Source organism: Pseudomonas sp. D2002, from assembly GCF_013385735.1.
Lineage (GTDB): Bacteria > Pseudomonadota > Gammaproteobacteria > Pseudomonadales > Pseudomonadaceae > Aquipseudomonas.
In genome coordinates, this window is sequence record NZ_JACAPL010000013.1 from 1 (window position 1) to 25374 (window position 25374).

Consider the following 25374-nt stretch of genomic DNA (forward strand, 5'->3'; position numbering starts at 1 on the left):
CTGTAAGAGCGGAACCATAAGTGGCCGTTACCTTAATAACGGATATGTACTCCGATCGATCCAAGACCTCCAGCGCCCAACACAGGGCCTTCGCGAGCAAGCCCGCTCCCACATTTGGAATGAAGGGTGTCAGGTAGATTTGGGTTGCCTGGGAGGCCGCTATCGCAGGCAAGCCAGCTCCCACATCAAATTTTCGTCAGTTTCAAAGCCAACGCCTTCGCCTGCAGCGCCACATCGGTCACCGCCGTACTCTCCCACCACATCCCCCGCAACGGCGGCCCCATGGCAAACAATCGCGGGCTGACATTGCCCTCAGCATCCACCACCGCCCCCGACACATCCGCCGCAATCCCCAACGCCAACGGCCCAGGCCGGATCAACCCACGCTTGAGCAACTGCTGCGGCAACGGCCTGGCCACCCGGCGCCAATCGTATTCGATACCGCTGGAATTGATCAGCGCCGCGCCCGACACCTGCGTCACCGCCTGCTCACCACGACGCCGCAAGCGAATAGTCACACCACCGTCCGACGCCACCACCCCCTTGAACGACGCCGCCTGAATCCGCAACCGCCCTTCGGCCTGCAACCGCGCCACCAACTGCGCACTCAACGGCGGCGAACGGTGATGATGGCTCTCCCACCACGGCCGTACATGACGCACGAACTGGCGCTTCTCACGCTCGTCGGCCTGGCTCCACAAACGGCCGATGTGCGCACGCACGGTGTCCAGCGGCGCCTGCCAATCGATGCCCTGGGCCTGCGCGATCCGGCATTGGCGGCGCACCTCGCGCAGCAGCTGCCGTGGACTGCACAGGCTGTGATCGGCGGCGAGAAAGTCTTCCCAGCTTGGCGGCTGTCGGCGCACATGCGGCAACAGACCGTGCCGCGAGAAAATCTCGATGGGCCCACGATGGCCCGCCTGCTCCAGCGACACCACAGCGTCGACCATGGTCAGCCCGGAACCGATGATCAGCACCGTCGATTGCGGGTCGATGTGAGTCATGGCCTGCACATCCCACGGGTCCACGGCGGCGGCGTTCAAACCGCTGGACTCGGTCTGCGGTGTACGCGCCGCCGGGAACATGCCGGTGGCCAGCACCGCGTAAGTGCCGCGCAGTTGCTGGCCGTTATCAAGGGTGAGCAATGTGGCTGCGTCGTCCACTTGCAGGTCGACCACTTCGCCACGCACATGCTCGACGGTGGATGCCGACAGCGCCTTGGCTTCGGCCAGCCGCTGCTGCGCGTACACGCCAAAAATCCCGCGCGGCGGGAACAGTTCACTGATCGGCACATGCTGCTGATCCGATTCCGGCCAACCTCCGGCGCCGATGTAGTCGGTGAGCCACTGGGTCAGGTCATCGGCGTTGTCCGGGTCCACACTCATGCGCGCGGCGTTACCGTTCAAGGTGTGGCCCAGCTCAACGGCGCTGTAGGCCTCGCCGCGCCCGAGTTCGGCGCGCGGTTCAATCACCAGGATGTACCGCTGCCCGGACTGGCGCAGCAGTTGCACGGCCAACATCGTGCCGCTCAGGCCGCCGCCGATGATCAATACATCAGCGTTGCGGATGGATTCAGTCATGCACGTTCGCCCTTACTGTTTACCCAGATAAATATCATGCAAATCGCCACGCGCCAGCAGCTCAGTTGCACTGCCGTTCAACACCACTCGCCCAGTATCCAGCACGTAGCCCTGGGACGCATAGTTGAGCGCGACGTTGATGTTCTGTTCGGCGATCAAAAAGCTCACTTGCTGCTCACGGTTGAGCTGCGCGATGATCTCGAAAATCTCCTGCACAATCATCGGCGCCAACCCCATCGACGGCTCGTCGAGCAGCACCAAGGTCGGGCGAGTCATCAGCGCCCGGCCAATGGCGACCATTTGCTGCTCGCCGCCCGACGTGAGCCCCGCGCGGGTGTGGCGCTTGGTCTTGAGCCGTGGGAACCAGGCGTAGATGCGTTCCAGGTCGTGCTCCATGGCCTTGCGGCTAAGGCGTCGCACAAAGCCACCGCTGCGCAGGTTGTCTTCCACCGTCAGTTGGCCGAACACATGCCGACCTTCCAGCACATGAACCATGCCCTGGCGCACGCGCTGGCTGGGGTCGATACCGGCCACATCGCGCCCGACATAGGTGATCACACCCCGGCTGACTTCGGCCCGCTCGGCGCGCACCAGCCCCGAAATCGCCTTGAGCGTAGTGCTTTTGCCCGCGCCATTGGCGCCGAGCAAGGCGACGATGGCGCCCTTGGGCACATTCAAGGACACCCCGGCCACCGCCAGGATTGCGCCGTCGTAGATCACTTCGATGTCGTTGACCGTCAGCAGCGACGGCTGTGCAGTTTCAGCGGCGGCTTGGCTCATGATTTATTCATCCCCGGTGCAGGTGCGCGGCGTCAGGCCTTTTTCCTTGGCGAAGGCGGCGGACTTTTCATCGATCAACGGGCGCAACAACGCGCGGTCGGCGGCGATCCAATCGCTGATCAGCGTCCAGTTGGCGCCGTCCCACTGCTGCACGCGCGCCGAACCGCCGCCTTCGTGGTCGCGGCACGACAGCTTGAGGTTCTGCATCAGGCCCAGGTAGCCCATGTCCTTCAAACGCGCGTCGTCGATATTCAGATGCTCCAGGCCCCAGCGGCCTTCTTCGCCATTGAGTGGCCGTTTGCCGAATTTGGCCTGGCCGGTGCGAATGGCTTCCACCGCCACGGCGGCGTTCACCAGACCGGAGTTGTAGTAAACGCTGCCGAAGTTTTTCAGGTCTTTGAGGTCGCTGTGGCCCTTATCGAGGATGTATTGCTTGAGGCGTTTATGAATCTCGAAGTCGGCGCCGGCCGGGTATGGGGTGAGTGCCAGGTAGCCTTTGGCAGCAGCGCCGGCAGGCAACACGTCTTCGCTGGAACTGGCCCAGATATCGCCGATGATGTGGTCGACCGGGAAGCCGAAGCGCGCGGCGGTCTTCACCGCAACCGGCGTCGACACGCCCCAGGTGCGCAGGAACACCCAATCCGGATTGGCCTGGCGCACCTGGCGCCATTGCGCCGACTGCTCGTTGCCCGGATCGGCGACCGGAATCTGGATGTTTTCAAAGCCGTATTTCTCCGCCAGCAGCTTCAGCGGGCCGAGGGTTTCCCGCCCGTAGGCCGAGTCGTGATAGACCGTGGCGATCTTCTTGCCCTTGAGCTTGTCGAAACCGCCTTCGCGCTGGGCGATGTAGTTCACCAATGTCGACGCCTCGCTGTAGAAGGTCAGCATCACCGGGAAGTTGTACGGGAACACGGTGCCGTCGGTGGCTTCAGTGCGGCCGTAACCCAGGGTGATCAGCGGGATCTTGTCGACCTCGGCGCGCTCGCTCAGCGCATACGCCGCCGGTGCGCCATTGGGTTGATACACCGCAACCGGCGCGCCATCCAGGCCATTTTTGAAGCGCTCGTAGCACTCGATGCCCTTCTCTGCCGTCCACTCGGTCTCGCATTCCTGCCACACCAGTTTCACCCCATTGATGCCGCCTTCAACCTCGTTGATATAACGCAGGTAGTCGATCATCCCGGCCCACACCTGCACGCCGCTGGAGGCGTAGGCGCCGACGCGGTAGGTGGCCAGGGGAATGAATTGCTGGTCGGGCGAGGCGCTTGCCTGGGGCACAGCACCGGCCAGGGCGGCCAGCGCGAAGGCGGCGCCGACCAGGGAACGTTTCAAGGATGCACGCATGGGAGGTTCTCTTAGGGTCAGAAACGTAGAGGCCACTGACGCAGCCGATCGCGAAGGGTGTGCAACAGGCGAATCAAGCCCTCGGGTTCCTTGATCAGGAACACGATGATCAACACGCCAAAGATGATTTTCTGCAGGTTCTGCAACTGCCCCGCATCCACCGAACCGCCGAACAACGCCTGCCCGGCATGGCTGAGGAAAATCGGCAGCAGGCTGATAAACGCCGCGCCGACAAAGTTGCCGGCAATGCTGCCCATGCCGCCGATAATGATGATGAACAGGATCTGGAACGAGCGGTTGATATCGAAGCTGCTGGCGCTGGCCGTGCCCAGGTAGGCAAAGGCCCACAGCGCACCGGCGATGCCTAAGTAGAACGAGCTGACCGCGAACGCCAGGCGCTTGTAGCGCACCACCGGAATGCCGACCACGGCGGCGGCGGTGTCCATGTCGCGGATCGCCATCCAGTTGCGGCCGACCTGGCTGCGCACCAGGTTGACGGCGGTCCAGGTCAACAGCAGCACCGTGATCAAGGTCAGCAGATAGCGGCCAACCGGGGTGTTGAGGTCATGGCCGAATAGCGCCAGTTTCGGCGCAGAAATGGTGCCCGAGGAGCCGTAGTTGTAGAACCAGGGGAATTTGACGAACAGCCATTCCAGGAAAAACTGTGCGGCCAGCGTGGTGACCATCAAATAGAAACCCTTGATTCGCGAGCTGGGCAAGCCGAACAGCAGCCCCACCAACGCGCTGATCACGCCGCCGCCGAGCAGCGCCACCGGCAAGCCCAGCTCCGGCAGGCGCAATAAAAACCCATAGGTGGCGAACGCACCGACGGCCATGAAGCCCGCCGCGCCCACCGAGGTTTGCCCGGTGTAGCCGGTCAGCAGGTTCAAGCCCAGCCCGGCCAGGGACAGCACCAGGAAGGGAATCAGGATCGCGTTGAGCCAATAGTCATTGCCCCACAGCGGCACCACGATAAAGGCCAGCGCCAACAGGCCAATCAGGCCCCAGGGCACGCGCCGCTGGGTCAACACCAATGGCGCGGTTACTTGAGCAACGGGAATCGACATGGTTTCAGACTCGCTCGATGGCGCGCTCGCCGAACAGGCCGGCGGGGCGGATATACAGGAAGGCCAGGGCCAATACGTAAGCAAACCACGGCGTGATGCCGCCGCCGATCAGCGGGCCGATATACACCTCGGCGAGGTTCTCCGCCGCGCCGACAATCAACCCGCCGACGATCGCCCCGCCAATCGAGGTAAAGCCGCCGATGATCAATACCGGCAAGGCCTTGAGCACCACCAGCGACAGCGAAAACTGCACGCCCTGGCGCGCGCCCCACAACAGCCCCGCCACCAGCCCGACCACCCCGGCCACGGCCCAGACGATCTGCCAGATACGGTTGAGGTTGATGCCGATGGACAGCGCCGCCGTGGTGTCATCCGCCACCGCGCGCAGCGACACGCCAATGCGGGTCTTGTTGAACAGCAGCGCCAGCACGCTCACCAGCACCACCGCAGCGGCAGCGGCGATCAGGTCGAACTGGCTGACCATCAGCGGCCCGACAAACAGCGGCACGTCGTCGATACCCAGATCCAGCGCGCGCACCTGCGAGCCCATCAAGCCTTGGGCCAGGCCTTCGATAATGAACGACAGGCCCAAGGTGGCCATGAACAGGGTGATCTGCGAGCGGTTCACCAACGGGCGCAACACCAGCCGCTCGATCAGCAAGGCGCCGATGATCATCACGATCACCGTCAGCAGCAGCGCCAGGAAAAACGGCACGCCCTGATCATGCAGGCTGACGAAGGTCAGGGCGGCAAACAGCAGCATCGAGCCCTGGGCGAAATTGAACACACCGCTGGCCTTGTAGATCAGCACGAAGCCGATGGCGACCAGCGAGTACAGGGTGCCGGCGAGCAGGCCGCCGAGCAGGGTTTCGAAAAAGAAGGTCATCAGTGTGCGACTCCCAGGTAAGCGGCAATCACCTCGGGGTTGGCCTGCACCTCGGCGGGCGTGCCGTCGCCGACCTTGCGCCCGTAGTCGAGCACCACCACGTGATCGGACAGGCCCATGACCACGCCCATGTCGTGCTCGATCAACACCACGGTGGTGCCCAGATCGCGGTTTACGTCGGCGACGAAGCGCGCCATGTCCTGTTTTTCTTCGGCGTTCATCCCGGCCATTGGCTCGTCGAGCAGCAACAGGCTCGGGCCTGCGATCAACGCGCGGCCCAACTCCACGCGTTTTTGCAGGCCATAGGACAGGTTGCCCACCAGTACGTCGCGATGGGCTTGCAGTTCGAGCAATTCGAGGATGGCTTGGCCACGCAGGCGGAAGGCCTCAGCCTCACGCCGGGCGCGCGGTAAGCCGAGGGCCTGCTCGATAAAGCTGGTGCGCATATGCCGCGACAGGCCGGTAAGGATGTTGTCGAGCACGCTCATCTTTTTGAACAGCGCATTGTTCTGGAAGGTGCGGCCAATGCCTCGGCGCGCGGCGCCCAACGGGTCGATGCGCTGGAAGTGCTGTTGCTCAAACACGATCTCGCCGGCGTCAAAGCGATACACGCCGTTGAGTACATTGAGCAACGAACTCTTGCCCGCGCCATTGGGCCCGATCAACGCGCAGATTTCGCCGCGCTGCACCTCGAACGACAACGCATTGATGGCCTTGACGCCTTTGAACGACAGCGAGATATCCCGCACTTGGAGGATGGCCTGGCTCATGCGATGTCCCGTTTGAATTCGGCCAGCCATACCGGCTCGGCGCTGGATTTGAGCGGTTGCCAGATATAGGACAGGCGCTGGAAACCGAGCAGCCTGCGCACGCGATTTTTCAGCAACCGGCGCAGGCCGCTTTGCGGGTGGGCGATGGCCCAGTCGCACAAGCGTCGACGCCAGGTGCCGTGGGGCGCGAGGCGGCTTTCGATATCGTCGGCCAGGTGCTGCAAACGCTCGGGCGATAGCAGCAGGCCGGTCGGTGCGACTTCACTGCGATCACGCCGCGCCGAAGCCAGGCTTTCGGGGAATGCCAGGCCGTGGCCGCTGTTCAGCCATTGCTCCAGCACCACCGCCAGCCCGCCTTGCCAATGGGTGCCCTCCTCGCTCCACAACACGGTTTCGCCGCTCGGTTGCCACCAACGCTGCAGGTGCTGCGCCGGGTCAATGGGGCCGAGCAGTTGGGCAAAATCCACCGGGTTGGCGGACTGCCAGTGCCGCACCTGGTGGCGGCCCTGGGCGTAAGAATGGCTGGGGCGAATGCGCCACAGCTGTTGGTACAGAACTTCGGGTTCCAGGTCGTCGGCCAGGGTCAACACCTGCCCGCCGATGGACTGGGCAGCCAAGGCCAGCAGCAACAGGTTGGGCTCGAAGGCACCGCTGAGGGCCAGCCGCGATTGTTCGCCGAAACCTTGCTGGCGCAACCCATCGGCCAGGCGCTCGACATCGCGCAAGGCGTCGATCCAGCGCCAGGCATACCACTGGCCCTGGCGCTTGTGGCGCAGGGCGGTGTGCAACGGGGTGATCTGCGCCCAGTGGTGCAATTGTTCCAAGGCCTTGGGCAGGTTGCCGAGCAGTTCGGCAGGCCATTCCAGGGCCAGCGGGCGTTTGAGTTCGTGCACGCTCATAGGGGTAATGCTCCTATTCAAGTGATGTGCGTGCGGTGGTCCGCTGGCTGGGATTGATCAAACAATCGAGATCACATGTGGGAGCGGGCTTGCTCGCGAAAGCGCTGGTTCAGTCGACATTTATGTTGAATGTCAGTCCGCATTCGCGAGCAAGCCCGCTCCCACATTGGTTTTATGTGAACCCGATAAATCGCGATAACCGGCGCCAGGGTGATTCGCCCCCAGCCGCGCGCCATCGCCAAACAACTTCTCGCGCAAGGTGCCCTGGGCGTATTCGGTTTTGTACACGCCACGCTTTTGCAGCTCCGGCACCAGCAGGTCCACGGCGTCGATAAAGGTTTCATGGGTCAGTGCATAGGCCAGGTTGAAGCCGTCCACGTCGGTCTCTTCGACCCATTCCTGCAGCAGGTCGGCCACGGTTTCCGGGCCGCCGACAAACAACGGGCCAAAGCCGCCGATACCGACCCAGTCGGCCAGCTCGTTTGGCGTCCACACTTTGCTCGGGTCCGCCGTGGAGAAGGCTTCCACCGCCGACTGAATCGCATTGGTGTGCACGTGCTTGAGCGGCTCATCCGGCTTGAACTGGCTGAAGTCGATGCCGGTCCAGCCGGAAATCAGCGCCATCGCGCCTTCGTAGCTGACGTAGGATTTGTATTCCTCAAACTTGGCCTTGGCCTTGGCGTCGGTCTCGCCGACGATGACTGTCTGCAAATTGAAAATCAGAATTTTCTTCGGATCACGCCCAGCCTCAGCCGCGCGGCGGCGGATGTCGGCGACGGTCTTTTTCAGCAGTACTTTGGACGGTGCCGCCACGAATACGCACTCCGCCTGTTCGGCGGCGAACTGCTTGCCACGGCTGGACGCGCCGGCCTGGTACAGCACGGGTGTGCGTTGCGGCGACGGCTCGCACAGGTGAATGCCGGGCACCTGGAAGTGCTTGCCGACGTGGCGGATCTCGTGGATTTTGCTCGGGTCGCTGAAAATTCGGCGCTCGCGGTCACGCAGTACCGCACCCTCCTCCCAGCTGCCTTCCCAGAGCTTGTAGCAAACTTCCAGGTATTCCTCGGCGTAGTCGTAGCGCGCGTCGTGTTCGGTCTGGGCTTTCTGGCCGAGGTTCTTGGCGCCGCTTTCTAGATACGAGGTGACGATGTTCCAGCCGATACGGCCCTTGGTCAGGTGATCGAGGGTCGACAGGCGGCGGGCAAACGGGTACGGATGCTCGAACGACAACGAGGCCGTCAGGCCGAAACCCAGGTGTTCGGTGACCAGCGCCATCGGTGCGATCAGCGACAGCGGGTCGTTGACCGGCACCTGGGCGGCCTGGCGAATCGCCGCGTCGCCGTTGCCGTTGTACACGTCGTAGATGCCCAGCACGTCGGCGATAAACAGGCCGTCGAACTTGCCGCGCTCGAGGATTTTGGCCAGGTCGGTCCAGTATTCCAGGTCTTTGTACTGCCACGAGCGATCACGCGGGTGCGCCCACAGGCCGGGGGATTGGTGGCCGACACAGTTCATGTCGAAGGCATTCAAGCGGATTTCACGGGACATCAACGCACTCCGTTAAGGTGGTAGTTGCCGACGATCTGGTATTTCCAGCGCAACGGATCATCCAGGCTGGGCGGCAGCGCGGTGCGTTGGCCGGTCAGTTCGAATTCGGCGTTGCTGGCGAAAATCAGCGCTTCGGCAGCAGCGATTTGCGCTTCGGTGAGGGCGACCGGGCTCGGGTGGGTTTCGGCGCGTTCCAGCAAGGCGGCGGCCACATCGACGCGAATCTGCCAGTCGCCGAAGCGGCTGATCACGTAAGGGTCATCACTTTTTTCCACTGCGCGGCGGGTGCTTTGCAGCAGTTGGCGCGCTTGATTCAGAGCAGTCATGGGGCAGGTTCCTCAGTTCCAGGCGTGGCGCGCAGGCTTCACGCCGTTGAGCACGAAGTTGCCGATCAGGTGGTATTTCCAGCGCGCCGGGTCGTGCAAGGTGTGGGTGCGCGCATTGCGCCAGAAGCGGTCGAGGTTGTGCTTGCCGGTGACCGAGCGCGTGCCGGCCAGTTCGAACAGCTTGCTGCTGGCGAGCAAGGCAGTTTCGGCCGACAACACTTTGGCCTGGGCGACCACCAGCGAAGCCTGGGCTACGGTGTCTTCATTCGGCTCGGCCAGGGCGCGGTCGACCGCCTTGCCGGCCTTGGCGAGAATGGCTTCGGTGCCGTGCACGCGCCATTGCAGGTCACCGATGGCAGCTATGGTGAAGGGGTCTTGCCAGCCATGTTCCTGTTGGCTGTCGATCCAGGGCCGCGCCTGGCGCGCGTAGATTTTTGCCTGTTCCAGCGCGCCAAGGGCGATGCCGGTGTCGACGGCGGCCTGGATGATCTGGGAGATCGGGCCATTCGCGGTAGGCTGGTCAAACGCCAGGTGGGCCGGGATCACCGCCGTGCGCGGCACGGTCACGCCATCGAGGGTCACGCCGCCGCTGGCGGTGGTGCGCTGGCCGAAGCCATCCCAGCTGTCGATCACTGTGAGGCCCGGCGCATTGCGTTCGACGAAGGCAATAAAGGCCTGGCCGTTTTCATTGTTGCCGACCGTGGGAACGATGTGGGCGAACAACGCGCCGGTGCAGTAGAACTTCTCACCGTTTATTTGCGCGGTGTCGCCGTCAAACCGAATCTGGGTGTCGAAGGTGCCGGCGTTTTTGCTCTTAGCTTCGGAAAAGGCATTGCCGAAACGGTAGCCGGCCAAGACCTTGCCGAAGTAATGGCGCTTTTGTTCCTCGCTGGCGGTTTGCAGGAGGATGTCGATGACACCCAGGTGGTTCTGCGGGATTTGCCCCAGTGAAGGGTCGGCGGCGGAGATCACTTTGATCACCTCGGCCACCGTCACATAGGACACCTCAGCGCCGCCGTAGGCCTTGGGAATGGTGATGCCCCACAGGCCGCTGGCAGAGAACTCTTCGAGCTCGTCCACCGGCAGGCGCCGCTCGCGGTCGCGCACGCTGGCGTCGATGGCGAAGCGGGCAGCCAAACGTGTGGCCACCTCGATGGCTTCGGCATCCGAGCGAATGATATGGGCAGGGTGTTGAGGGTGGGCTGACATGGGCCGACTCCAGGCTCCGATGAGATAATGGAGTGATTGCAGGAGTCGTGCCTGAATGTAATCGCCAATAAAATCAGCGGGTTGCGGCTAAAACCTTGAAACGAGTGCGCTTGCAGACGAGCAAAGTGTCCATCCACTGTTGCCTGGCAGACAGTTAGATCACCACGTTGCGTACAAAGCGCACCGGCACGTCGCCGTCATTGCGATAGCCGTGAACGTGACGGCTGGCGAACATGTAGAACTCACCGGCGGCGACGCGCTTTTCCTCATCGCCGACCAAAAGCGTGAGGCAGCCTTCGAACACAAACAGCTGCACGCTCCAGCCGTCCGGGTCGGGGTCGGGGCTGTAGCGATCGCCTGGTTCCAGGTGCATCTCCCACAACTCGACCTCACGCCGCGCCGTGGCCTTGGCCAGCAGCACGGCTTTACTGCCGGGGATTTCACCGGCCCAGGCCAACTCGTTGATGCGGCTGTGGTCGCCGGCATCCGGGGCCTGGATCAGGTCGCTGAAGGCCACGTCCAAGGCTTCGGCCACGCGATCCAGGGTCGACAAGCTGACATTCTTCTCGCCCGCCTCGATAGCCACCAGCATGCGCCGGCTGACCCCGGACTTTTCCGATAGCGCGGTCTGGCTCATGTCGGCAGCATGCCGCAAACGACGCACGTTCTGGCTGACGTGTTGCAGGACCGAAGCGCGTTGTGGATTTTCTTTGTGCACTATATTGCTCATAAGGTAGGTGTGCGCAGTATACTGCCCAGCGTGCGGCGCATTGTGCGGTCCGTGCCTTTCCCTTGCAAGACCGAGCCGCCATGACTGCCCCGAACGCTTCTTCACGTTTCAACCGTTTCAGCAAAGCCGAATGCATCCTGGTGGTGATCACCATGATCTGGGGCGGCACCTTTTTGCTGGTGCAGCATGCGATGACCGTCAGCGGGCCGATGTTTTTCGTGGGCCTGCGGTTTGCGGCGGCGGCCATCGTGGTCGGGTTCTTTTCGTTGCGCACCCTGCGCGACCTGACCTGGTTTGAATTGAAAGCCGGTGCCTTCATTGGCACCTCGATCATGTTCGGATACGGCATGCAGACCATCGGCTTGCAGACGATTCCGAGCAGTCAGTCGGCGTTTATCACGGCGCTGTATGTACCCTTTGTACCGCTATTGCAGTGGTTGGTACTGGGTCGTCGCCCGGCGCTGATGCCGGCCATCGGCATCATGCTGGCGTTTACCGGGTTGATGTTGCTCACCGGCCCGGCCGGCGCCTCGCTGAACTTCAGCCCCGGCGAAATCGCCACGCTGATCTGTGCGGTGGCAGTGGCCGCCGAGATCATCCTGATCAGCGCGTTTGCAGGGCAGGTGGATGTGCGCCGGGTGACGGTGGTGCAGTTGGCCACGGCGTCGCTGCTGTCGTTTCTGATGGTGGTGCCAATGGGTGAGGCCTTGCCAGGGTTCTCCTGGTTGCTGGTATTCAGTGCCGTGGGCCTGGGCTTGACCAGCGCGGTGATCCAGGTCGCGATGAACTGGGCGCAGCAGAGTGTCTCGCCGACACGTGCCACCTTGATCTACGCCGGTGAGCCAGTCTGGGCCGGCGTGATCGGGCGGATCGCCGGGGAGCGCTTCCCGCCGATTGCGATGGTGGGCGCGGCGTTGATTGTGGCGGCGGTGATTGTCAGTGAGTTGAAGACCAAGGGGCAGAAGGCCATCGAACTGCAAGATGAAAGGGAACAGGAACAGCAGGGGTAAGGTCTGACGGTTTGTGGTGGCTGCCAGATCGCCATCGCGGGCAAGCCCGGCTCCCACAGGGGGCGGTGGTGCCAGGTGGACAGGGGCCCGCTGAAACAATGCGAAACGGCGGTTTTCAGCTTACTTTGTAGGATCCTGCCACATCTTGCCGTTTGGTGATCGAGAAAGCGGCACGTATGATGCATCCCAAACTCCCGCAGATTAGAAGCCTATGTCCCTGATAGTTCTACTGCTTCTGCCTTTTATTGGCAGCTGTCTGGCGGCCTTGCTGCCGCACAATGCACGTAACACCGAATCCCTGTTGGCTGGCCTTGTGGCCTTGGTCGGCACCATTCAAGTCGCCCTGCTGTACCCCCAGATCGCCCATGGTGGCGTGATCCGCGAAGAATTCATGTGGTTGCCCAGCCTTGGGCTGAACTTCGTGTTGCGCATGGATGGGTTCGCCTGGCTGTTCTCGATGCTGGTGCTGGGCATCGGCTCGCTGGTGTCGCTGTATGCGCGCTATTACATGTCGCCGGACGATCCGGTGCCGCGTTTCTTCGCGTTTTTCCTGGCCTTCATGGGCGCCATGCTCGGGCTGGTGATTTCCGGCAACCTGATTCAGATCGTGTTCTTCTGGGAACTGACCAGCCTGTTCTCGTTCCTGTTGATCGGCTATTGGCACCACCGCGCCGATGCCAGGCGCGGTGCCTATATGGCGCTGATGGTCACCGGTGCGGGCGGTTTGTGCCTGCTGGCGGGCGTGATGCTGCTGGGGCATATCGTCGGCAGCTATGACCTGGACCAGGTGCTGGCGGCGGGCGATCAGATTCGCGCGCATTCGCTGTACCCGGTCATGCTGGCCCTGGTGCTGATCGGCGCCTTGAGCAAAAGCGCGCAATTCCCCTTCCACTTCTGGCTGCCCCACGCGATGGCGGCACCCACGCCGGTTTCGGCGTACCTGCATTCGGCGACGATGGTGAAGGCCGGCGTGTTCCTGCTGGCCCGCCTGTGGCCGTCACTGTCCGGCAGCGAAGAATGGTTCTGGATCGTCGGCGGTGCCGGCGCCATCACCCTCCTCCTCGGCGCTTACTGCGCCATGTTCCAAAATGATCTCAAAGGCCTGCTGGCCTACTCCACCATCAGCCACCTCGGGCTGATCACCCTGCTGCTGGGCCTCAACAGCCCGCTGGCCGCCGTCGCTGCGGTGTTCCATATTCTCAACCACGCTACGTTCAAAGCCTCGCTGTTCATGGCCGCGGGCATCATCGACCACGAAAGCGGCACCCGCGATATTCGCAAGCTCAGCGGTCTGGTGCGGCTGATCCCGTTTACCGCGACCCTGGCGATGGTGGCCAGTGCGTCGATGGCTGGCGTGCCATTGCTCAATGGCTTCCTGTCCAAAGAGATGTTCTTCGCCGAAACCGTGTTCATCACCTCGACCGCCTGGGTGGAAATCGCCCTGCCGGCCATTGCGACCATCGCCGGCACCTTCAGCGTCGCCTACGCGTTGCGCTTCACGGTCGATGTGTTCTTCGGCCCGCCCGCCACCGACCTGCCGCACACACCGCACGAACCACCGCGCTGGATGCGTGCGCCGGTTGAGTTGCTGGTGTTCACCTGCCTGCTGGTGGGCATCTTCCCCGCCCAGGTGGTCGGTTCGATCCTCGCCGCCGCCGCACTGCCGGTGGTGGGTGGCGTGCTGCCCGAGTACAGCCTGGCGATCTGGCACGGCTGGAACGCGCCGATGATCATGAGCCTGGTGGCCATGTCCGGCGGTGTGGTGCTTTACCTGATGCTGCGCAAACAACTCAAGCGCGGGCGCTTCAAATACCCGCCGGTCATCAGCTACTTCAACGGTAAGCGCATGTTCGAACGCAGCCTGGTGGTGATGATGCGCGGTGTGCGCAGGATCGAGAAACGCATCAGCACCAAGCGCCTGCAAACCCAGCTGTTCCTGCTGGTGTCGGCAGCGGTGGTGGCCGGGTTGATCCCAATGCTCAACAGCGGCCTCAGCTGGGGCGACCGGCCAAAAATCCCGGGGTCCATTGTGTTTGTGACCTTGTGGCTGCTGGCAATCGCCTGTGCCCTCGGCGCCGCCTGGCAAGCCAAGTATCACCGGCTGGCAGCCCTGACCATGGTCAGCGTGTGTGGCCTGATGACGTGCATTACGTTCGTGTGGTTCTCGGCCCCGGACCTGGCGTTGACGCAGTTGGTGGTCGAAGTGGTGACCACCGTGCTGATCCTGCTGGGCCTGCGCTGGCTGCCACGGCGGATCGAAGAAGTCTCGCCACTGCCCAGCTCGCTGCGCAAGGCGCGCATTCGCCGCCTGCGTGACTTCCTGCTGTCCACCGTGGTCGGCGGCGGCATGGCGTTGCTGTCCTACGCGATGCTGACGCGCCAGACACCCAATGACATTTCCTCGTTCTACCTGAGCCGCGCGCTGCCCGAAGGCGGCGGCAGCAATGTGGTCAATGTGATGCTGGTGGACTTCCGGGGCTTCGACACCCTCGGCGAAATCACCGTGCTTGGCGCCGTGGCCTTGACCGTGTACGCCCTGCTGCGCCGCTTCCGCCCATCCAAAGAAAGCATGCAACTGCCTGCACAACAACGCCAACTGGCGCCGGACGTGGCGACTGATCTGGTCAACCCACGCCAGGCCAGCGATACCGCGCTGGGCTTCATGATGGTGCCGGCCGTACTGGTACGCCTGCTGCTGCCGATTGCGCTGGTGGTGTCGTTCTACCTGTTCATGCGCGGCCACAACCAGCCGGGCGGCGGTTTCGTCGCAGGCCTGGTGATGTCGGTGGCGTTCATCCTGCAATACATGGTGGCCGGCACCCAGTGGGTCGAGGCGCAAATGAGCCTGCGGCCGATGCGCTGGATGGGCTTCGGCCTGCTCTCGGCGACCCTCACCGGGCTTGGCGCGCTGTTTGCCGGTTACCCGTTCCTCACCACCCACACTTGGCATTTCAGCCTGCCGGTGCTCGGCGATATCCATGTCGCCAGCGCGCTGTTCTTCGACGTCGGCGTGTACGCCATGGTCGTTGGTTCCACGCTGCTGATGCTCACCGCCCTCGGTCACCAATCCGTGCGGGCCCACAAACCGAGCAACCAGGCCAAAGCCGTTGCCGCTACGGAAGGAGCCGCCTGATGGAAGAAGTCATCGCAATTGCCATTGGGGTCCTGGCGGCCTCCGGCGTCTGGTTGATCCTGCGGCCACGGACGTTCCAGGTCGTCATGGGCCTGTGCTTGCTGTCGTACGGGGTCAACCTGTTCATTTTCAGCATGGGCAGCCTGTTTATCGGCAAGGAGCCGATCATCAAGGACGGCGTGCCGCAAGACCTGCTCAACTACACCGACCCCCTGCCCCAGGCCCTGGTGCTGACCGCCATCGTGATCAGCTTTGCCATGACGGCGTTGTTCCTGGTGGTGCTGCTGGCCTCCCGAGGCTTGACCGGCACTGACCATGTAGACGGCCGGGAGCCCAAGGAATGACGTGGATGAATCAACTGATCGTCGCGCCGATCCTGCTGCCGTTGCTGACCGCCGCGCTGATGCTGATGCTCGGCGAAAAACGCCGCCCGCTGAAGGCTAAAATCAATCTGTTCTCCAGCGCCATCGGCCTGGGCATCGCCATCCTGCTGTTGTACTTGACCCAGCAAGGCGGCCCCGGCTCGATCGGCGTCTACCTGCCGGGCAACTGGCAGGTGCCGTTCGGCATTGTGCTGGTGGTGGACCCGCTGTCGGCGATGATGCTGGTGCTGACCGGGATCATCGGCGTGAGTGCGCTGCTGTTCGCCATGGCCCGCTGGGACCGCGCAGGCACCAGTTTCCACGCGCTGTTCCAGATCCAGATGATGGGCCTGTACGGCGCCTTCCTCACGGCGGACTTGTTCAACCTGTTTGTGTTCTTCGAAGTGCTGCTGGCGGCGTCCTACGGTTTGATGCTGCATGGCTCGGGCCGCGCGCGGGTGTCGTCGGGGCTGCATTACATCGCGATCAACCTGCTGGCCTCGTCGCTGTTCCTGATCGGCGCGGCGATGATCTACGGTGTCACCGGCACGCTGAACTTTGCCGATCTGGCGCTGAAAATCCCGCTGGTGCCGGAGGCTGATCGTGGCCTGTTGCACGCCGGTGCGGCGATCCTGGCGACCGCCTTCCTGGCCAAAGCCGGCATGTGGCCGCTGAACTTCTGGCTGGCGCCCGCCTATTCCTCGGCCAGCGCGCCGGTGGCGGCGATGTTTGCGATCATGACCAAGGTTGGCGTGTACACCGTGCTGCGCCTGTGGACGCTGCTGTTCTCCGGCCAGGCCGGTGCCTCGGCGCTGTTCGGCGGCGACTGGCTGGTGTATGGCGGCATGGCGACGATCATTTGTGCGGCACTGGCGATGGTGGCGGCGCAACGCCTGGAGCGTATGGCGAGCTTGAGCATTCTGGTGTCCGCCGGGATCCTGCTGTCGGCCGTGGGTTTTGCCCAGCCAAGCCTGACCGCCGGTGCGTTGTTCTATCTGGTCAGCTCGACGCTGGCATTGAGCGCGCTGTTCCTGCTGGCTGAATTGATCGAACGCTCGCGCTCCGCCAATGATCTTCCCTTGGATGAGGAAATCGACGCACTGCCCAAGGCCATGGAATCGCTGCATCCGCGCCCTGGCGTGAACCTCGACGACGAACAGAAAGCCGTGGTCGGCCAGGTAATTCCCTGGACCATGGCCTTTCTGGGCTTGAGTTTTGTCGCCTGTGCACTGCTGATTATCGGCATGCCGCCGCTGTCCGGCTTTATCGGCAAGCTCAGCCTGTTGAGCGCATTGGTTAACCCAATGGGCCTGGGCAACGCCGTGGATGAGCCGATCCGCCCGGCCGCCTGGGGCTTGGTGGCGCTGCTGATTCTGTCGGGGCTGGCCTCGCTGATCGCCTTCGCCCGCCTGGGCATCCAGCGCTTCTGGACCCCGGAAGAGCGCCCCTCGCCGCTGCTGCGCCGCTACGAGTGCGTGCCGATCTTCTTCCTGCACGGCTTGAGTATCCTCCTCACGTTCAAGGCCGAGCCATTGATGCGCTACACCCAGGCCACCGCCGAAAGCCTGAACAACCCGGAACATTATGTGATGGCCGTGATGGCGACACGCCCGATCCCCAGCCCTGAAGCCAAGGCCGCCGCCCTGGAGGTGCAGCCATGAAGCGTCTGTTTCCGGCTCCGTGGTTGTCGCTAGCGTTGTGGCTGTTGTGGCTGGTGTTGAACCTGTCGGTCAGCCCCGGCAACCTGCTGCTGGGCGCGCTGCTGGGTTTTCTCGCCCCGCTGCTGATGGCGCCGTTGCGCCCGCTGCCGATCCGCATCCGCCGCCCCGGCGTGATCATCCGCCTGTTCCTGCTGGTGGGCCGTGACGTGATCATCTCCAACCTGCACGTGGCCTGGGGCGTGCTGACCTGCGGTTCGCGGCCACCGCGCTCGCGCTTTATCAAAGTCCCGCTGGACCTGCGCGACGCCAACGGCCTGGCCGTGCTGTCGATGATCACCAGCGTCACCCCCGGCACCGTCTGGTCGGAACTGGCGCTGGACCGCAGTGTTTTGCTGATCCACGTCTTCGACCTGGATGACGAAGCGCAGTTTATCCAGCACTTCAAACACGCCTATGAACGGCCCCTGATGGAGATCTTCGAATGAGCGCCCTGCTCTCCAATGCGATCCTGGTCAGCCTGTTCCTGTTCTCCCTGGCCATGGTGCTGACCCTGCTGCGCCTGTTCAAAGGCCCGTCGGCCCAGGACCGGGTTCTGGCGCTGGACTACCTGTACATCCTGGCGATGCTGATGATGCTGGTGCTCGGCATTCGTTACGCGAGTGACACCTACTTTGAGGCAGCGCTGCTGATTGCACTGTTTGGCTTTGTCGGGTCGTTCGCCCTGGCGAAATTCCTGCTGCGTGGCGAGGTGATTGAATGATGCCGTTATGGGTTGAAGTGAGCGTGGCCGTGCTGCTGGTGCTGAGCAGCCTGTTTGCACTGATCGGCGCGATTGGCTTGTTGCGCATGAAGGACTTCTTCCAGCGCATGCACCCACCGGCGCTGGCCTCGACGTTGGGCGCGTGGTGCGTGGCGTTGGCGTCGATTATCTACTTTTCGGTGCTCAAATCCGCGCCGGTGCTGCACGGGTGGTTGATTCCGATTTTGTTGGCGATCACGGTGCCGGTGACCACGCTGCTGCTGGCGCGGACGGCGTTGTTTCGCAAGCGTATGGCGGGGGATGATGTGCCAGCTGAGGTCAGTAGCCGCCGCTGATTTCTAAGGCGAACACAGTAAAACATGTGGGAGCGGGCTTGCTCGCGAATGCGGTCGATCAGTCGATATATCCAGTGACTGACACTCTGCTTTCGCGAGCAAGCCCGCTCCCACATTGGGTTTTGTATCAGGCAAAAGAGCGGATGTGCGCCGCCAACTGCGCCAACTCCCCATCATCCGCCCGCACACAGTCGTGGGACGAGATGTAGCCCTCATACGCCTCAAAGAACTTATCCACTTTGGAGCTGATAGGCTTGAACGCACTGTCCTGCCCCGTGCCATGCATGGGAAACAGCTTCGCGTGCAGGTGATCCACGCCGTACCCTTCCAGCATCATCCCCGTGCGCGCCACATCCGCAAACGCCCGGTCGATCAGCAACGCGGTTTTCTTGGTGGCGACAACAAGGTCAGCCAGCACCTTATCCGACTGCGCAAACGCATAGCTGCCGTAATGCTGCTTGGGGATCACCACGCTGAAACCCGGCGTGTTGGGGAAGATCGACAGGAACGCCATATGGTGTTCGTCCTCCCACAGAATGTGGGCTGGAGAGGTCTTTCGGACAATGCTGCAAAAAATACAATCCATTCAAATCACCGCCAGTTTCATCATGAGTTTGGTCGTGATGGACATCTAAAGCCATGGATTGGGCGAGCGTCAAAACAAAACAGAATTTTCTGAAAGGTCTTACGAAATTGAGATCAGAAAACGCCACGCTTATAGTGAATTGAATAGAGCCACTGCATTTTTCAAGGAGTGTTACCCCTCATGGACATCAAATGTTCTGTCTTTATCGCCGCAAGCGTCGACGGCTTCATAGCGCGGCCAGACGGTGACATCGAGTGGCTGCACCGGCCGGAGTACGAAGCTGCGCAGTTGAGCGGTGTGACCTACGAAGGCTTTATGGCCACGGTCGATGCGCTGGTGATGGGCCGCAAAACCCTGGAAAAAGTCTTGTCCTTTCCGGAATGGCCCTATGAGGGTATGCCTGTTATCGCCCTCTCGCGCCAATCGGTGGAGCTGCCTGCCCATGTGCAGGGCAAGGTTGAGGTGATGTCGGCGGATGCAGTCACCCTCGTGAAACAGTTAGCCGAGCGCGGTATGAAACACCTGTATATCGATGGTGGCCAAACGATTCAGGCGTTTCTTGAAGCAGGCCTTATCGATGAGTTGATCATCACCCGTATTCCTGTGCTGTTGGGACAAGGGATTCCTTTGTTCAGCCAGGTTGGCCATGAGCGTGAACTGCGCCATGTCGGCACGTACGCGTCGCAGAATGGGTTTGTTCAGAGTCGATATCAGGTGGCTTAATCTTCTGGGACAGGCTGGAGGTCAGGATGGATACAAACATCATTGTTATCGGCGGAGAGTCCGACGCTGAGATGACACGCATGACGCTTATCGACAAACACATCGTCGCGTCATCAGGCAAAGCACGTCCGAATGTTCTTTATATCTCCACTGCCAATGGCGATGACCGAACTAAAATTTCCAACTTCATCACCAAGTATCAAAGCGCAGGCTGCACCGTCACCACGCTGACGTTTTTCATTGCGCCCTTCCCCGGCACTGACCGGGTTTCATCGCTGATTGAACAGGCCGACATCATTTATGTGGCAGGCGGAAATACGCGAGCCATGCTGGCTACGTGGCGCGAGTTTGGTGTGACCGGGCTTCTGAAAGCGGCAGGGAAAAACGGCAAAGTGCTCTGTGGTGTCAGTGCCGGGGCCATTTGCTGGTTTGATTATGGGCACTCTGATTCAGGGGGAGCGTTTGCCCTGGTCGCAGGCCTCGGCTTGCTTTCCGGCGCCCTGTGTCCGCATTTCCGCTCAGAGGCAGGAAGGGAAGCATCGTTTGTCGAGCTGGTGCGTCTTCAGGGTATACAACCTGCCTACGCGGTAGATGATGGCGTTGCTCTGCATTTCAAAAATGACCAATACCACAGGCTGATCCGCAGCGAAGCGCAGAATTACGCTTATGAGGTCAGCGCCTCACCGCCGTATCTGAAGCAAATGTGAACGCTGAACTCGCTCCCACCTTTGAATGGGGGACACCACCGAACCTGCAATGTGCCTGCACCCGCTATCACAGAAACTTCCGACAGCGTTTCAGGATCATGATCGTTCCCACGCTCTGCGTGGGAATGCATCCCGTGACGCTCCGCGTCACCATGCTCAGGGCTTGAGGCGTTCGCCAAAAGCGGGACGCGGAGCGTCCAGGGTGGCATTCCCACGCAGAGCGTGGGAACGATCGCCCCGAACCAGTCGGGGCGTTTTTCATTCAGCGTTTACCGATCAAGCCTGATCAGCCAACCGCCACGTCGTCCCGCCCTTGCCGTCTTCCAACACCACACCCATCGCGGTCAGTTGGTCACGGATACGGTCGGACTCCGCCCAGTCTTTGTTAGCCCGAGCAGCCAGACGCGCCTGAATCAGCGCATCCACCTCAGCCGCATCCACACGCCCTTCGGCGCCGGCTTGCAGGAAGTCATCGGCTTCCATCTGCAGCACACCGAGCACGCTGGCCAGCTCTTTCAAGCGCGCCGCAAGCCCGGCCGCTGCGTCGAGATCAGTCTCGCGCAGGCGGTTGATCTCACGCACCATTTCGAACAGCACCGCGCAGGCTTCCGGCGTGCCGAAGTCGTCGTTCATCACTTCGGTAAAGCGTGCAACGAACGCTTCGCCACCGGCAGGCGCCACGGCCGGCAGGCCTTTCAACGCGTGGTAGAAACGCTCCAGGGCGCCCTTGGCGTCCTTGAGGTTGTCTTCCGAGTAGTTGATGGCGCTGCGGTAGTGGCTCGACACCAGCAGGTAACGCACCACTTCCGGGTGGTACTTTTCCAGCACGTCGCGGATGGTGAAGAAGTTGTTCAAGGACTTGGACATCTTCTCGCCATTGATGCGGATCATGCCGCAGTGCATCCAGGCATTGGCGTAGGTCTTGCCGGTGGCCGCTTCGCTCTGGGCGATTTCGTTCTCGTGGTGCGGGAACTCGAGGTCGCTGCCGCCGCCATGAATATCGAAGGTCTCACCCAGGCAGCAGGTGGACATCACCGAGCATTCGATGTGCCAGCCCGGACGGCCCGCGCCCCACGGCGACTCCCAGCTCGGCTCGCCGGGCTTGGTGCCTTTCCACAGCACGAAGTCGAGCGGGTCTTGCTTGGCTTCGTCGACTTCGATGCGAGCGCCGATGCGCAGGTCTTCGATTTTCTTGCGCGACAGCTTGCCGTAGCCCATGAACTTGGCGACGCGGTAGTACACGTCGCCATTGCCCGGGGCGTAGGCGTAACCCTTGTCGATCAGGGTCTGGATCATCGCGTGCATGCCAGGGATGTGATCCGTGGCACGCGGCTCCATGTCCGGCTTGAGGATGTTGAGGCGGGCCTCGTCCTCGTGCATGGCGGCAATCATGCGCTCGGTCAGCGCGTCGAACGACTCGCCGTTTTCGTTGGCGCGATTGATGATCTTGTCGTCGATGTCGGTGATGTTGCGCACATAGGTCAAGTCATAGCCGCTGAAGCGCAACCAGCGGGTCACCAGGTCGAAGGCAACCATGCTGCGGCCGTGGCCGATGTGGCAGTAGTCGTACACGGTCATGCCGCACACGTACATGCGCACCTTGTTGCCATCGAGCGGCTTGAAGACTTCTTTGGTCTTGCTGAGTGTGTTGTAGATCGTTAGCACAACGGCTTCCTTAGAGAATCACTGGCCCCACGAATCACGCAAGGTCACGGTACGGTTGAATACCGGATGACCTGGTTTCGAGTCCTTGATATCCGCGCAGAAGTAACCTTCGCGCTCGAACTGGAAACGGTCTTCCGGCTGTGCGTCGCCAAGCGATGGCTCGGCACGACAACCGGTGAGAACTTGCAGCGAGTCAGGGTTGATGTTGTCCAGGAAGCTGGCGCTGTCTTCCGCCTTCTCAGGGTTCGGCGAACGGAACAGACGATCGTACAGGCGCACTTCGCACTCGATGCTGGCAGCGGCCGGTACCCAGTGAATCACGCCCTTGACCTTACGGCCTTCAGGGTTCTTGCCCAGGGTGTCCGGGTCGTAGGAGCAACGCAATTCGACGATGTTGCCATCGGCGTCCTTGATCGCTTCGTCGGCACGGATCACGTAGCTGCCGCGCAGGCGCACTTCGCCGTTCGGCTCCAGGCGCTTGTAGCCCTTCGGCGGCTCTTCCATGAAGTCATCACGGTCGATGTAGATTTCCCGCGCGAACGGCAGCTTGCGCACGCCCAGCTCTTCTTTCTGCGGGTGACGCGGCAGTTCGAGGTTGTCGACCTTGTCTTCCGGGTAGTTGGTGATCACCACTTTCAACGGACGCAGCACGCACATGGCGCGCGGGGCGTTGGCATCGAGGTCCTGGCGGATGCTGAACTCGAGCATGCCGTAGTCGACCACGCCGTCGGAACGGTTGGTGCCGACCATCTCGCAGAAGTTACGGATCGACGCCGGGGTGTAGCCGCGACGGCGGAAGCCCGACAGCGTCGACATGCGTGGGTCATCCCAGCCATGCACATGTTTCTCGTCAACAAGCTGCTTGAGCTTGCGCTTGCTGGTGATGGTGTAGTTCAGGTTCAGGCGGCTGAATTCGTACTGACGCGGGTGCGCCGGCACTGGCAGGCTGTCGAGGAACCATTCGTACAGCGGGCGATGGCTTTCGAACTCCAGGGTGCAGATGGAGTGCGTGATGCCTTCGATGGCGTCCGACTGGCCGTGGGTGAAGTCGTAGTTGGGGTAGATGCACCACTTGTCACCGGTCTGGTGGTGGTGGGCATGGCGGATGCGGTACATGATCGGGTCGCGCAGGTTCATGTTCGGCGAGGCCATGTCGATCTTGGCGCGCAGTACGCGGGCGCCGTCCGGGAACTCACCGGCGCGCATGCGGTTGAACCAGTCCAGGTTCTCTTCGACCGAACGGTCGCGGAACGGGCTGTTCTTGCCCGGCTCGGTCAGGCTGCCACGGTATTCCTTGGCTTGCTCCGGGGTCAGGTCGTCGACGTAGGCCTTGCCGGCCTTGATCAACTCGACGGCCCAGTCGAACAGCTGGTCGAAATACTTGGAGGCATAGCGCACTTCACCGGACCACTCGAAGCCCAGCCACTTGATGTCGCTTTCGATGGCGTCGATGTATTCCTGGTCTTCCTTGGCCGGGTTGGTGTCGTCGAAACGCAGGTGCGTGACGCCACCGAACTCCTGGGCCAGGCCGAAGTTCACACAGATCGACTTGGCGTGACCGATGTGCAGGTAGCCGTTGGGCTCTGGCGGAAAGCGGGTGACGATCTGCGTGTGCTTGCCCGAATCCAGGTCCGCCTGGATGATCGGGCGCAGGAAATTGACCGGGACGGCAGGTCCGGCCTTGGAATTCGAGGTAGGGTCGACAGTGGGCTTGCTCATAGGATCCTTGAACAGACGAAGTGCTTGGCCGGAAGTGGGGCCGATAAAACAAAGGGCTTATGATAGCCGAAGCTGTCAAGACACTGACAGAGCGCGGCCCAAAACTGCTGGATTAATTGCCCAGGCGGTAAAAAACCACCTCGAAATTCCTGCAGGTCACGCTAAACTGCGCGCCTTGGCTGCTGTTTCGCCAAACCGGTAGCGGCGCCCGGGCGTCCAAACCCACGAATTCCCTGAAAAGAGTAGTGAACATGACTCAAGTCAAACTGACCACCAACCACGGTGACATCGTCATCGAGCTGAACGCTGAGAAAGCGCCGATCACCGTTGCCAACTTCATCGAATACGTGAAGGCTGGCCACTACGATGGCACCGTTTTCCACCGTGTAATCGGTAACTTCATGGTCCAGGGCGGCGGTTTCGAGCCTGGCATGAAAGAAAAGAAAGACAAGCGTCCAAGCATCCAGAACGAAGCGGACAACGGCCTTTCCAACGACAAGTACACCGTCGCCATGGCCCGTACCATGGAGCCGCATTCGGCCTCCGCACAGTTCTTCATCAACGTGGCCGACAACGCCTTCCTGAACCACAGCGGCAAGAACGTGCAGGGTTGGGGTTACGCGGTATTCGGTAAAGTCACCGAAGGCCAGGACGTCGTTGACAAGATCAAAGGCGTGCAGACCACCGGTAAAGCCGGTCACCAGGACGTACCGGTAGAAGACGTTATCGTCGAAAAAGCCGAGATCGTTGGGTGATATTGCTGATTTCAGATTTGCATCTGGAAGAGGGGCGCCCGGATATCACCCGGGCGTTTCTGGATTTGCTCCACGGCCGCGCCCGTGGCGCCCAGGCGTTGTACATTCTGGGGGACTTCTTTGAAGCCTGGATTGGCGACGATGGGATGACACCGTTCCAGCGCTCGATTTGCACTGCATTGCGCGAGCTGAGCGACAGCGGCACCCCGATTTTCATCATGCACGGCAACCGCGATTTCCTGATCGGCAAGGCGTTCTGCAAAGCGGCAGGCGCCACCTTGCTCAAGGACCCGAGTGTCGTGCAGTTTTATGGCGAGCCCGTGCTATTGATGCACGGCGACAGCCTGTGCACCCGCGACGTCGGCTATATGAAGCTGCGGCGCATCCTGCGCAACCCGATTGTGTTGTTTGTGCTGCGGCACCTGCCCTTGCGCACCCGGCACAAATTGGCACGCAAGCTGCGCAGCGAGAGCACTGCCCAAGTGCGCATGAAAGCCAACGACATTGTCGATGTGACGCCCGAGGAAGTACCGCGGGTGATGCAGCAATTTGGCGTGCGCACCTTGGTCCACGGCCATACGCACCGCCCCGCCATTCATAAGTTGCAGATTGGCGACCAGGCGGCCAAGCGCATTGTGCTGGGGGATTGGGACAAACAGGGTTGGGCATTGCAGGTGGATGAGCAAGGGTTTGCGCTGGCGGCGTTTGACTTCGTCAATCCGCAGCTGGCGTTGCCTGGGGCCTGATCTTCAAACACCACCGATCCGATGTGAACAGAGATCCAAATGTGGGAGCGGGCTTGCTCGCGAAGGCGGCGCG

At 61.8% G+C, this 25374-nt stretch carries 25 protein-coding genes; 11 read left to right on the plus strand and 14 right to left on the minus strand.

Going from position 1 to position 25374, the window contains the following annotated elements; genetic code table 11:
• Positions 1 to 185 precede the first annotated feature (185 nt).
• The 11 genes from HX783_RS23350 to HX783_RS23400 all read right to left on the minus strand — a co-directional run bounded on the left by HX783_RS23350 (position 186) and on the right by HX783_RS23400 (position 11127).
• Positions 186 to 1580 carry an FAD/NAD(P)-binding protein gene (locus HX783_RS23350; protein WP_177018392.1) on the minus strand — a complete coding sequence of 465 codons (1395 nt, stop codon included), beginning with the start codon at positions 1578 to 1580 and terminating at the stop codon, positions 186 to 188.
• 12 nt (positions 1581 to 1592) lie between these two features.
• Positions 1593 to 2360 carry an ABC transporter ATP-binding protein gene (locus HX783_RS23355; RefSeq protein WP_177018393.1) on the minus strand — a complete coding sequence of 256 codons (768 nt, stop codon included), beginning with the start codon at positions 2358 to 2360 and terminating at the stop codon, positions 1593 to 1595.
• A 3-nt stretch (positions 2361 to 2363) separates the two neighbouring features.
• Positions 2364 to 3704 carry an ABC transporter substrate-binding protein gene (locus HX783_RS23360; RefSeq protein WP_159957647.1) on the minus strand — a complete coding sequence of 447 codons (1341 nt, stop codon included), beginning with the start codon at positions 3702 to 3704 and terminating at the stop codon, positions 2364 to 2366.
• Positions 3705 to 3721: 17 nt separating this feature from the next.
• Positions 3722 to 4771: a branched-chain amino acid ABC transporter permease gene (locus tag HX783_RS23365; protein WP_177018394.1), complete on the minus strand. Its 1050-nt coding sequence runs from the start codon at positions 4769 to 4771 to the stop codon at positions 3722 to 3724.
• A gap of 4 nt (positions 4772 to 4775) precedes the next feature.
• On the minus strand, positions 4776 to 5657 hold the full coding sequence (locus HX783_RS23370; protein WP_177018395.1) for a branched-chain amino acid ABC transporter permease: 882 nt from the start codon (positions 5655 to 5657) through the stop codon (positions 4776 to 4778).
• Positions 5657 to 6427: an ABC transporter ATP-binding protein gene (locus tag HX783_RS23375; protein WP_177018396.1), complete on the minus strand. Its 771-nt coding sequence runs from the start codon at positions 6425 to 6427 to the stop codon at positions 5657 to 5659. Before HX783_RS23375 ends, HX783_RS23370 begins: the two co-directional genes overlap by 1 nt.
• Positions 6424 to 7326, minus strand: coding sequence for an acyl-CoA synthetase (locus HX783_RS23380; RefSeq protein ID WP_177018397.1), 903 nt, complete (start codon positions 7324 to 7326; stop codon positions 6424 to 6426). Before HX783_RS23380 ends, HX783_RS23375 begins: the two co-directional genes overlap by 4 nt.
• Positions 7327 to 7458: 132 nt before the next feature.
• Positions 7459 to 8874 carry an LLM class flavin-dependent oxidoreductase gene (locus tag HX783_RS23385; RefSeq protein ID WP_177018398.1) on the minus strand — a complete coding sequence of 472 codons (1416 nt, stop codon included), beginning with the start codon at positions 8872 to 8874 and terminating at the stop codon, positions 7459 to 7461.
• The gene (locus tag HX783_RS23390) at positions 8874 to 9200 is read right to left on the minus strand and encodes an acyl-CoA dehydrogenase (protein ID WP_177018399.1); all 327 of its coding nucleotides are present in this window, start codon (positions 9198 to 9200) and stop codon (positions 8874 to 8876) included. The genes HX783_RS23385 and HX783_RS23390 overlap by 1 nt, the downstream gene beginning before the upstream one ends.
• Before the next feature lie 12 nt (positions 9201 to 9212).
• Positions 9213 to 10409 carry an SfnB family sulfur acquisition oxidoreductase gene (locus HX783_RS23395; protein ID WP_177018400.1) on the minus strand — a complete coding sequence of 399 codons (1197 nt, stop codon included), beginning with the start codon at positions 10407 to 10409 and terminating at the stop codon, positions 9213 to 9215.
• A gap of 154 nt (positions 10410 to 10563) precedes the next feature.
• A complete protein-coding gene (locus HX783_RS23400) occupies positions 10564 to 11127 on the minus strand; it encodes an XRE family transcriptional regulator (RefSeq protein ID WP_177018401.1) in 564 nt (187 codons plus the stop codon).
• A 92-nt stretch (positions 11128 to 11219) separates the two neighbouring features.
• On the opposite strand from HX783_RS23400, the gene HX783_RS23405 reads away from it, so the two are divergent.
• The 7 genes from HX783_RS23405 to HX783_RS23435 all read left to right on the plus strand — a co-directional run bounded on the left by HX783_RS23405 (position 11220) and on the right by HX783_RS23435 (position 18400).
• A complete protein-coding gene (locus HX783_RS23405; RefSeq protein WP_159957665.1) occupies positions 11220 to 12149 on the plus strand; it encodes a DMT family transporter in 930 nt (309 codons plus the stop codon).
• A 211-nt stretch (positions 12150 to 12360) separates the two neighbouring features.
• Complete coding sequence (locus HX783_RS23410; protein WP_177018402.1) at positions 12361 to 15282, plus strand: monovalent cation/H+ antiporter subunit A; 2922 nt, start codon at positions 12361 to 12363, stop codon at positions 15280 to 15282.
• The gene (locus HX783_RS23415) at positions 15282 to 15626 is read left to right on the plus strand and encodes a Na+/H+ antiporter subunit C (RefSeq protein WP_003192163.1); all 345 of its coding nucleotides are present in this window, start codon (positions 15282 to 15284) and stop codon (positions 15624 to 15626) included. The genes HX783_RS23410 and HX783_RS23415 overlap by 1 nt, the downstream gene beginning before the upstream one ends.
• Complete coding sequence (locus HX783_RS23420; RefSeq protein WP_177018403.1) at positions 15623 to 17305, plus strand: monovalent cation/H+ antiporter subunit D; 1683 nt, start codon at positions 15623 to 15625, stop codon at positions 17303 to 17305. Before HX783_RS23415 ends, HX783_RS23420 begins: the two co-directional genes overlap by 4 nt.
• On the plus strand, positions 17302 to 17790 hold the full coding sequence (locus HX783_RS23425; RefSeq protein WP_177018404.1) for a Na+/H+ antiporter subunit E: 489 nt from the start codon (positions 17302 to 17304) through the stop codon (positions 17788 to 17790). Before HX783_RS23420 ends, HX783_RS23425 begins: the two co-directional genes overlap by 4 nt.
• Positions 17787 to 18065: a K+/H+ antiporter subunit F gene (locus HX783_RS23430; RefSeq protein WP_159957673.1), complete on the plus strand. Its 279-nt coding sequence runs from the start codon at positions 17787 to 17789 to the stop codon at positions 18063 to 18065. Before HX783_RS23425 ends, HX783_RS23430 begins: the two co-directional genes overlap by 4 nt.
• The gene (locus tag HX783_RS23435) at positions 18062 to 18400 is read left to right on the plus strand and encodes a Na+/H+ antiporter subunit G (protein ID WP_159957675.1); all 339 of its coding nucleotides are present in this window, start codon (positions 18062 to 18064) and stop codon (positions 18398 to 18400) included. The genes HX783_RS23430 and HX783_RS23435 overlap by 4 nt, the downstream gene beginning before the upstream one ends.
• 127 nt (positions 18401 to 18527) lie before the next feature.
• On the opposite strand, the gene HX783_RS23440 is transcribed toward HX783_RS23435, so the two are convergent.
• Positions 18528 to 18986 carry an HIT family protein gene (locus tag HX783_RS23440; protein ID WP_159957677.1) on the minus strand — a complete coding sequence of 153 codons (459 nt, stop codon included), beginning with the start codon at positions 18984 to 18986 and terminating at the stop codon, positions 18528 to 18530.
• A 180-nt stretch (positions 18987 to 19166) separates the two neighbouring features.
• On the opposite strand from HX783_RS23440, the gene HX783_RS23445 reads away from it, so the two are divergent.
• On the plus strand, positions 19167 to 19709 hold the full coding sequence (locus HX783_RS23445) for a dihydrofolate reductase family protein (protein WP_177018405.1): 543 nt from the start codon (positions 19167 to 19169) through the stop codon (positions 19707 to 19709).
• Between the two features lie 26 nt (positions 19710 to 19735).
• Positions 19736 to 20416, plus strand: coding sequence for a peptidase E (locus tag HX783_RS23450; protein WP_177018406.1), 681 nt, complete (start codon positions 19736 to 19738; stop codon positions 20414 to 20416).
• Between the two features lie 276 nt (positions 20417 to 20692).
• Here the strand turns inward: HX783_RS23450 and cysS are convergent, their stop codons facing one another.
• Both cysS and HX783_RS23460 read right to left on the minus strand, forming a co-directional pair.
• Positions 20693 to 22081 (minus strand): cysteine--tRNA ligase, encoded by a 1389-nt coding sequence (cysS, locus tag HX783_RS23455; protein ID WP_145337639.1) that lies wholly within the window; start codon positions 22079 to 22081, stop codon positions 20693 to 20695.
• A gap of 18 nt (positions 22082 to 22099) precedes the next feature.
• Positions 22100 to 23800 carry a glutamine--tRNA ligase/YqeY domain fusion protein gene (locus tag HX783_RS23460; RefSeq protein WP_177018407.1) on the minus strand — a complete coding sequence of 567 codons (1701 nt, stop codon included), beginning with the start codon at positions 23798 to 23800 and terminating at the stop codon, positions 22100 to 22102.
• A gap of 251 nt (positions 23801 to 24051) precedes the next feature.
• Between HX783_RS23460 and HX783_RS23465 the strand changes: the two genes are divergently transcribed.
• On the plus strand, positions 24052 to 24555 hold the full coding sequence (locus HX783_RS23465) for a peptidylprolyl isomerase (RefSeq protein ID WP_159957687.1): 504 nt from the start codon (positions 24052 to 24054) through the stop codon (positions 24553 to 24555).
• Entirely contained in the window at positions 24552 to 25301 is a 750-nt protein-coding gene (lpxH, locus tag HX783_RS23470) for a UDP-2,3-diacylglucosamine diphosphatase (protein WP_177018408.1), read from the plus strand. The genes HX783_RS23465 and lpxH overlap by 4 nt, the downstream gene beginning before the upstream one ends.
• Positions 25302 to 25374: the final 73 nt, after the last annotated feature.

Bases quoted from the DNA above. Each gene is read 5' to 3' on its own strand.
- HX783_RS23350 (WP_177018392.1), bottom strand. From the start codon at position 1,580: ATGACTGAATCCATCCGCAACGCTGATGTATTGATCATCGGCGGCGGC.
- HX783_RS23355 (WP_177018393.1), bottom strand. From the start codon at position 2,360: ATGAGCCAAGCCGCCGCTGAAACTGCACAGCCGTCGCTGCTGACGGTC.
- HX783_RS23360 (WP_159957647.1), bottom strand. From the start codon at position 3,704: ATGCGTGCATCCTTGAAACGTTCCCTGGTCGGCGCCGCCTTCGCGCTG.
- HX783_RS23365 (WP_177018394.1), bottom strand. From the start codon at position 4,771: ATGTCGATTCCCGTTGCTCAAGTAACCGCGCCATTGGTGTTGACCCAG.
- HX783_RS23370 (WP_177018395.1), bottom strand. From the start codon at position 5,657: ATGACCTTCTTTTTCGAAACCCTGCTCGGCGGCCTGCTCGCCGGCACC.
- HX783_RS23375 (WP_177018396.1), bottom strand. From the start codon at position 6,427: ATGAGCCAGGCCATCCTCCAAGTGCGGGATATCTCGCTGTCGTTCAAA.
- HX783_RS23380 (WP_177018397.1), bottom strand. From the start codon at position 7,326: ATGAGCGTGCACGAACTCAAACGCCCGCTGGCCCTGGAATGGCCTGCC.
- HX783_RS23385 (WP_177018398.1), bottom strand. From the start codon at position 8,874: ATGTCCCGTGAAATCCGCTTGAATGCCTTCGACATGAACTGTGTCGGC.
- HX783_RS23390 (WP_177018399.1), bottom strand. From the start codon at position 9,200: ATGACTGCTCTGAATCAAGCGCGCCAACTGCTGCAAAGCACCCGCCGC.
- HX783_RS23395 (WP_177018400.1), bottom strand. From the start codon at position 10,409: ATGTCAGCCCACCCTCAACACCCTGCCCATATCATTCGCTCGGATGCC.
- HX783_RS23405 (WP_159957665.1), top strand. From the start codon at position 11,220: ATGACTGCCCCGAACGCTTCTTCACGTTTCAACCGTTTCAGCAAAGCC.
- HX783_RS23410 (WP_177018402.1), top strand. From the start codon at position 12,361: ATGTCCCTGATAGTTCTACTGCTTCTGCCTTTTATTGGCAGCTGTCTG.
- HX783_RS23415 (WP_003192163.1), top strand. From the start codon at position 15,282: ATGGAAGAAGTCATCGCAATTGCCATTGGGGTCCTGGCGGCCTCCGGC.
- HX783_RS23420 (WP_177018403.1), top strand. From the start codon at position 15,623: ATGACGTGGATGAATCAACTGATCGTCGCGCCGATCCTGCTGCCGTTG.
- HX783_RS23425 (WP_177018404.1), top strand. From the start codon at position 17,302: ATGAAGCGTCTGTTTCCGGCTCCGTGGTTGTCGCTAGCGTTGTGGCTG.
- HX783_RS23430 (WP_159957673.1), top strand. From the start codon at position 17,787: ATGAGCGCCCTGCTCTCCAATGCGATCCTGGTCAGCCTGTTCCTGTTC.
- HX783_RS23435 (WP_159957675.1), top strand. From the start codon at position 18,062: ATGATGCCGTTATGGGTTGAAGTGAGCGTGGCCGTGCTGCTGGTGCTG.
- HX783_RS23440 (WP_159957677.1), bottom strand. From the start codon at position 18,986: ATGGATTGTATTTTTTGCAGCATTGTCCGAAAGACCTCTCCAGCCCAC.
- HX783_RS23445 (WP_177018405.1), top strand. From the start codon at position 19,167: ATGGACATCAAATGTTCTGTCTTTATCGCCGCAAGCGTCGACGGCTTC.
- HX783_RS23450 (WP_177018406.1), top strand. From the start codon at position 19,736: ATGGATACAAACATCATTGTTATCGGCGGAGAGTCCGACGCTGAGATG.
- HX783_RS23460 (WP_177018407.1), bottom strand. From the start codon at position 23,800: ATGAGCAAGCCCACTGTCGACCCTACCTCGAATTCCAAGGCCGGACCT.
- HX783_RS23465 (WP_159957687.1), top strand. From the start codon at position 24,052: ATGACTCAAGTCAAACTGACCACCAACCACGGTGACATCGTCATCGAG.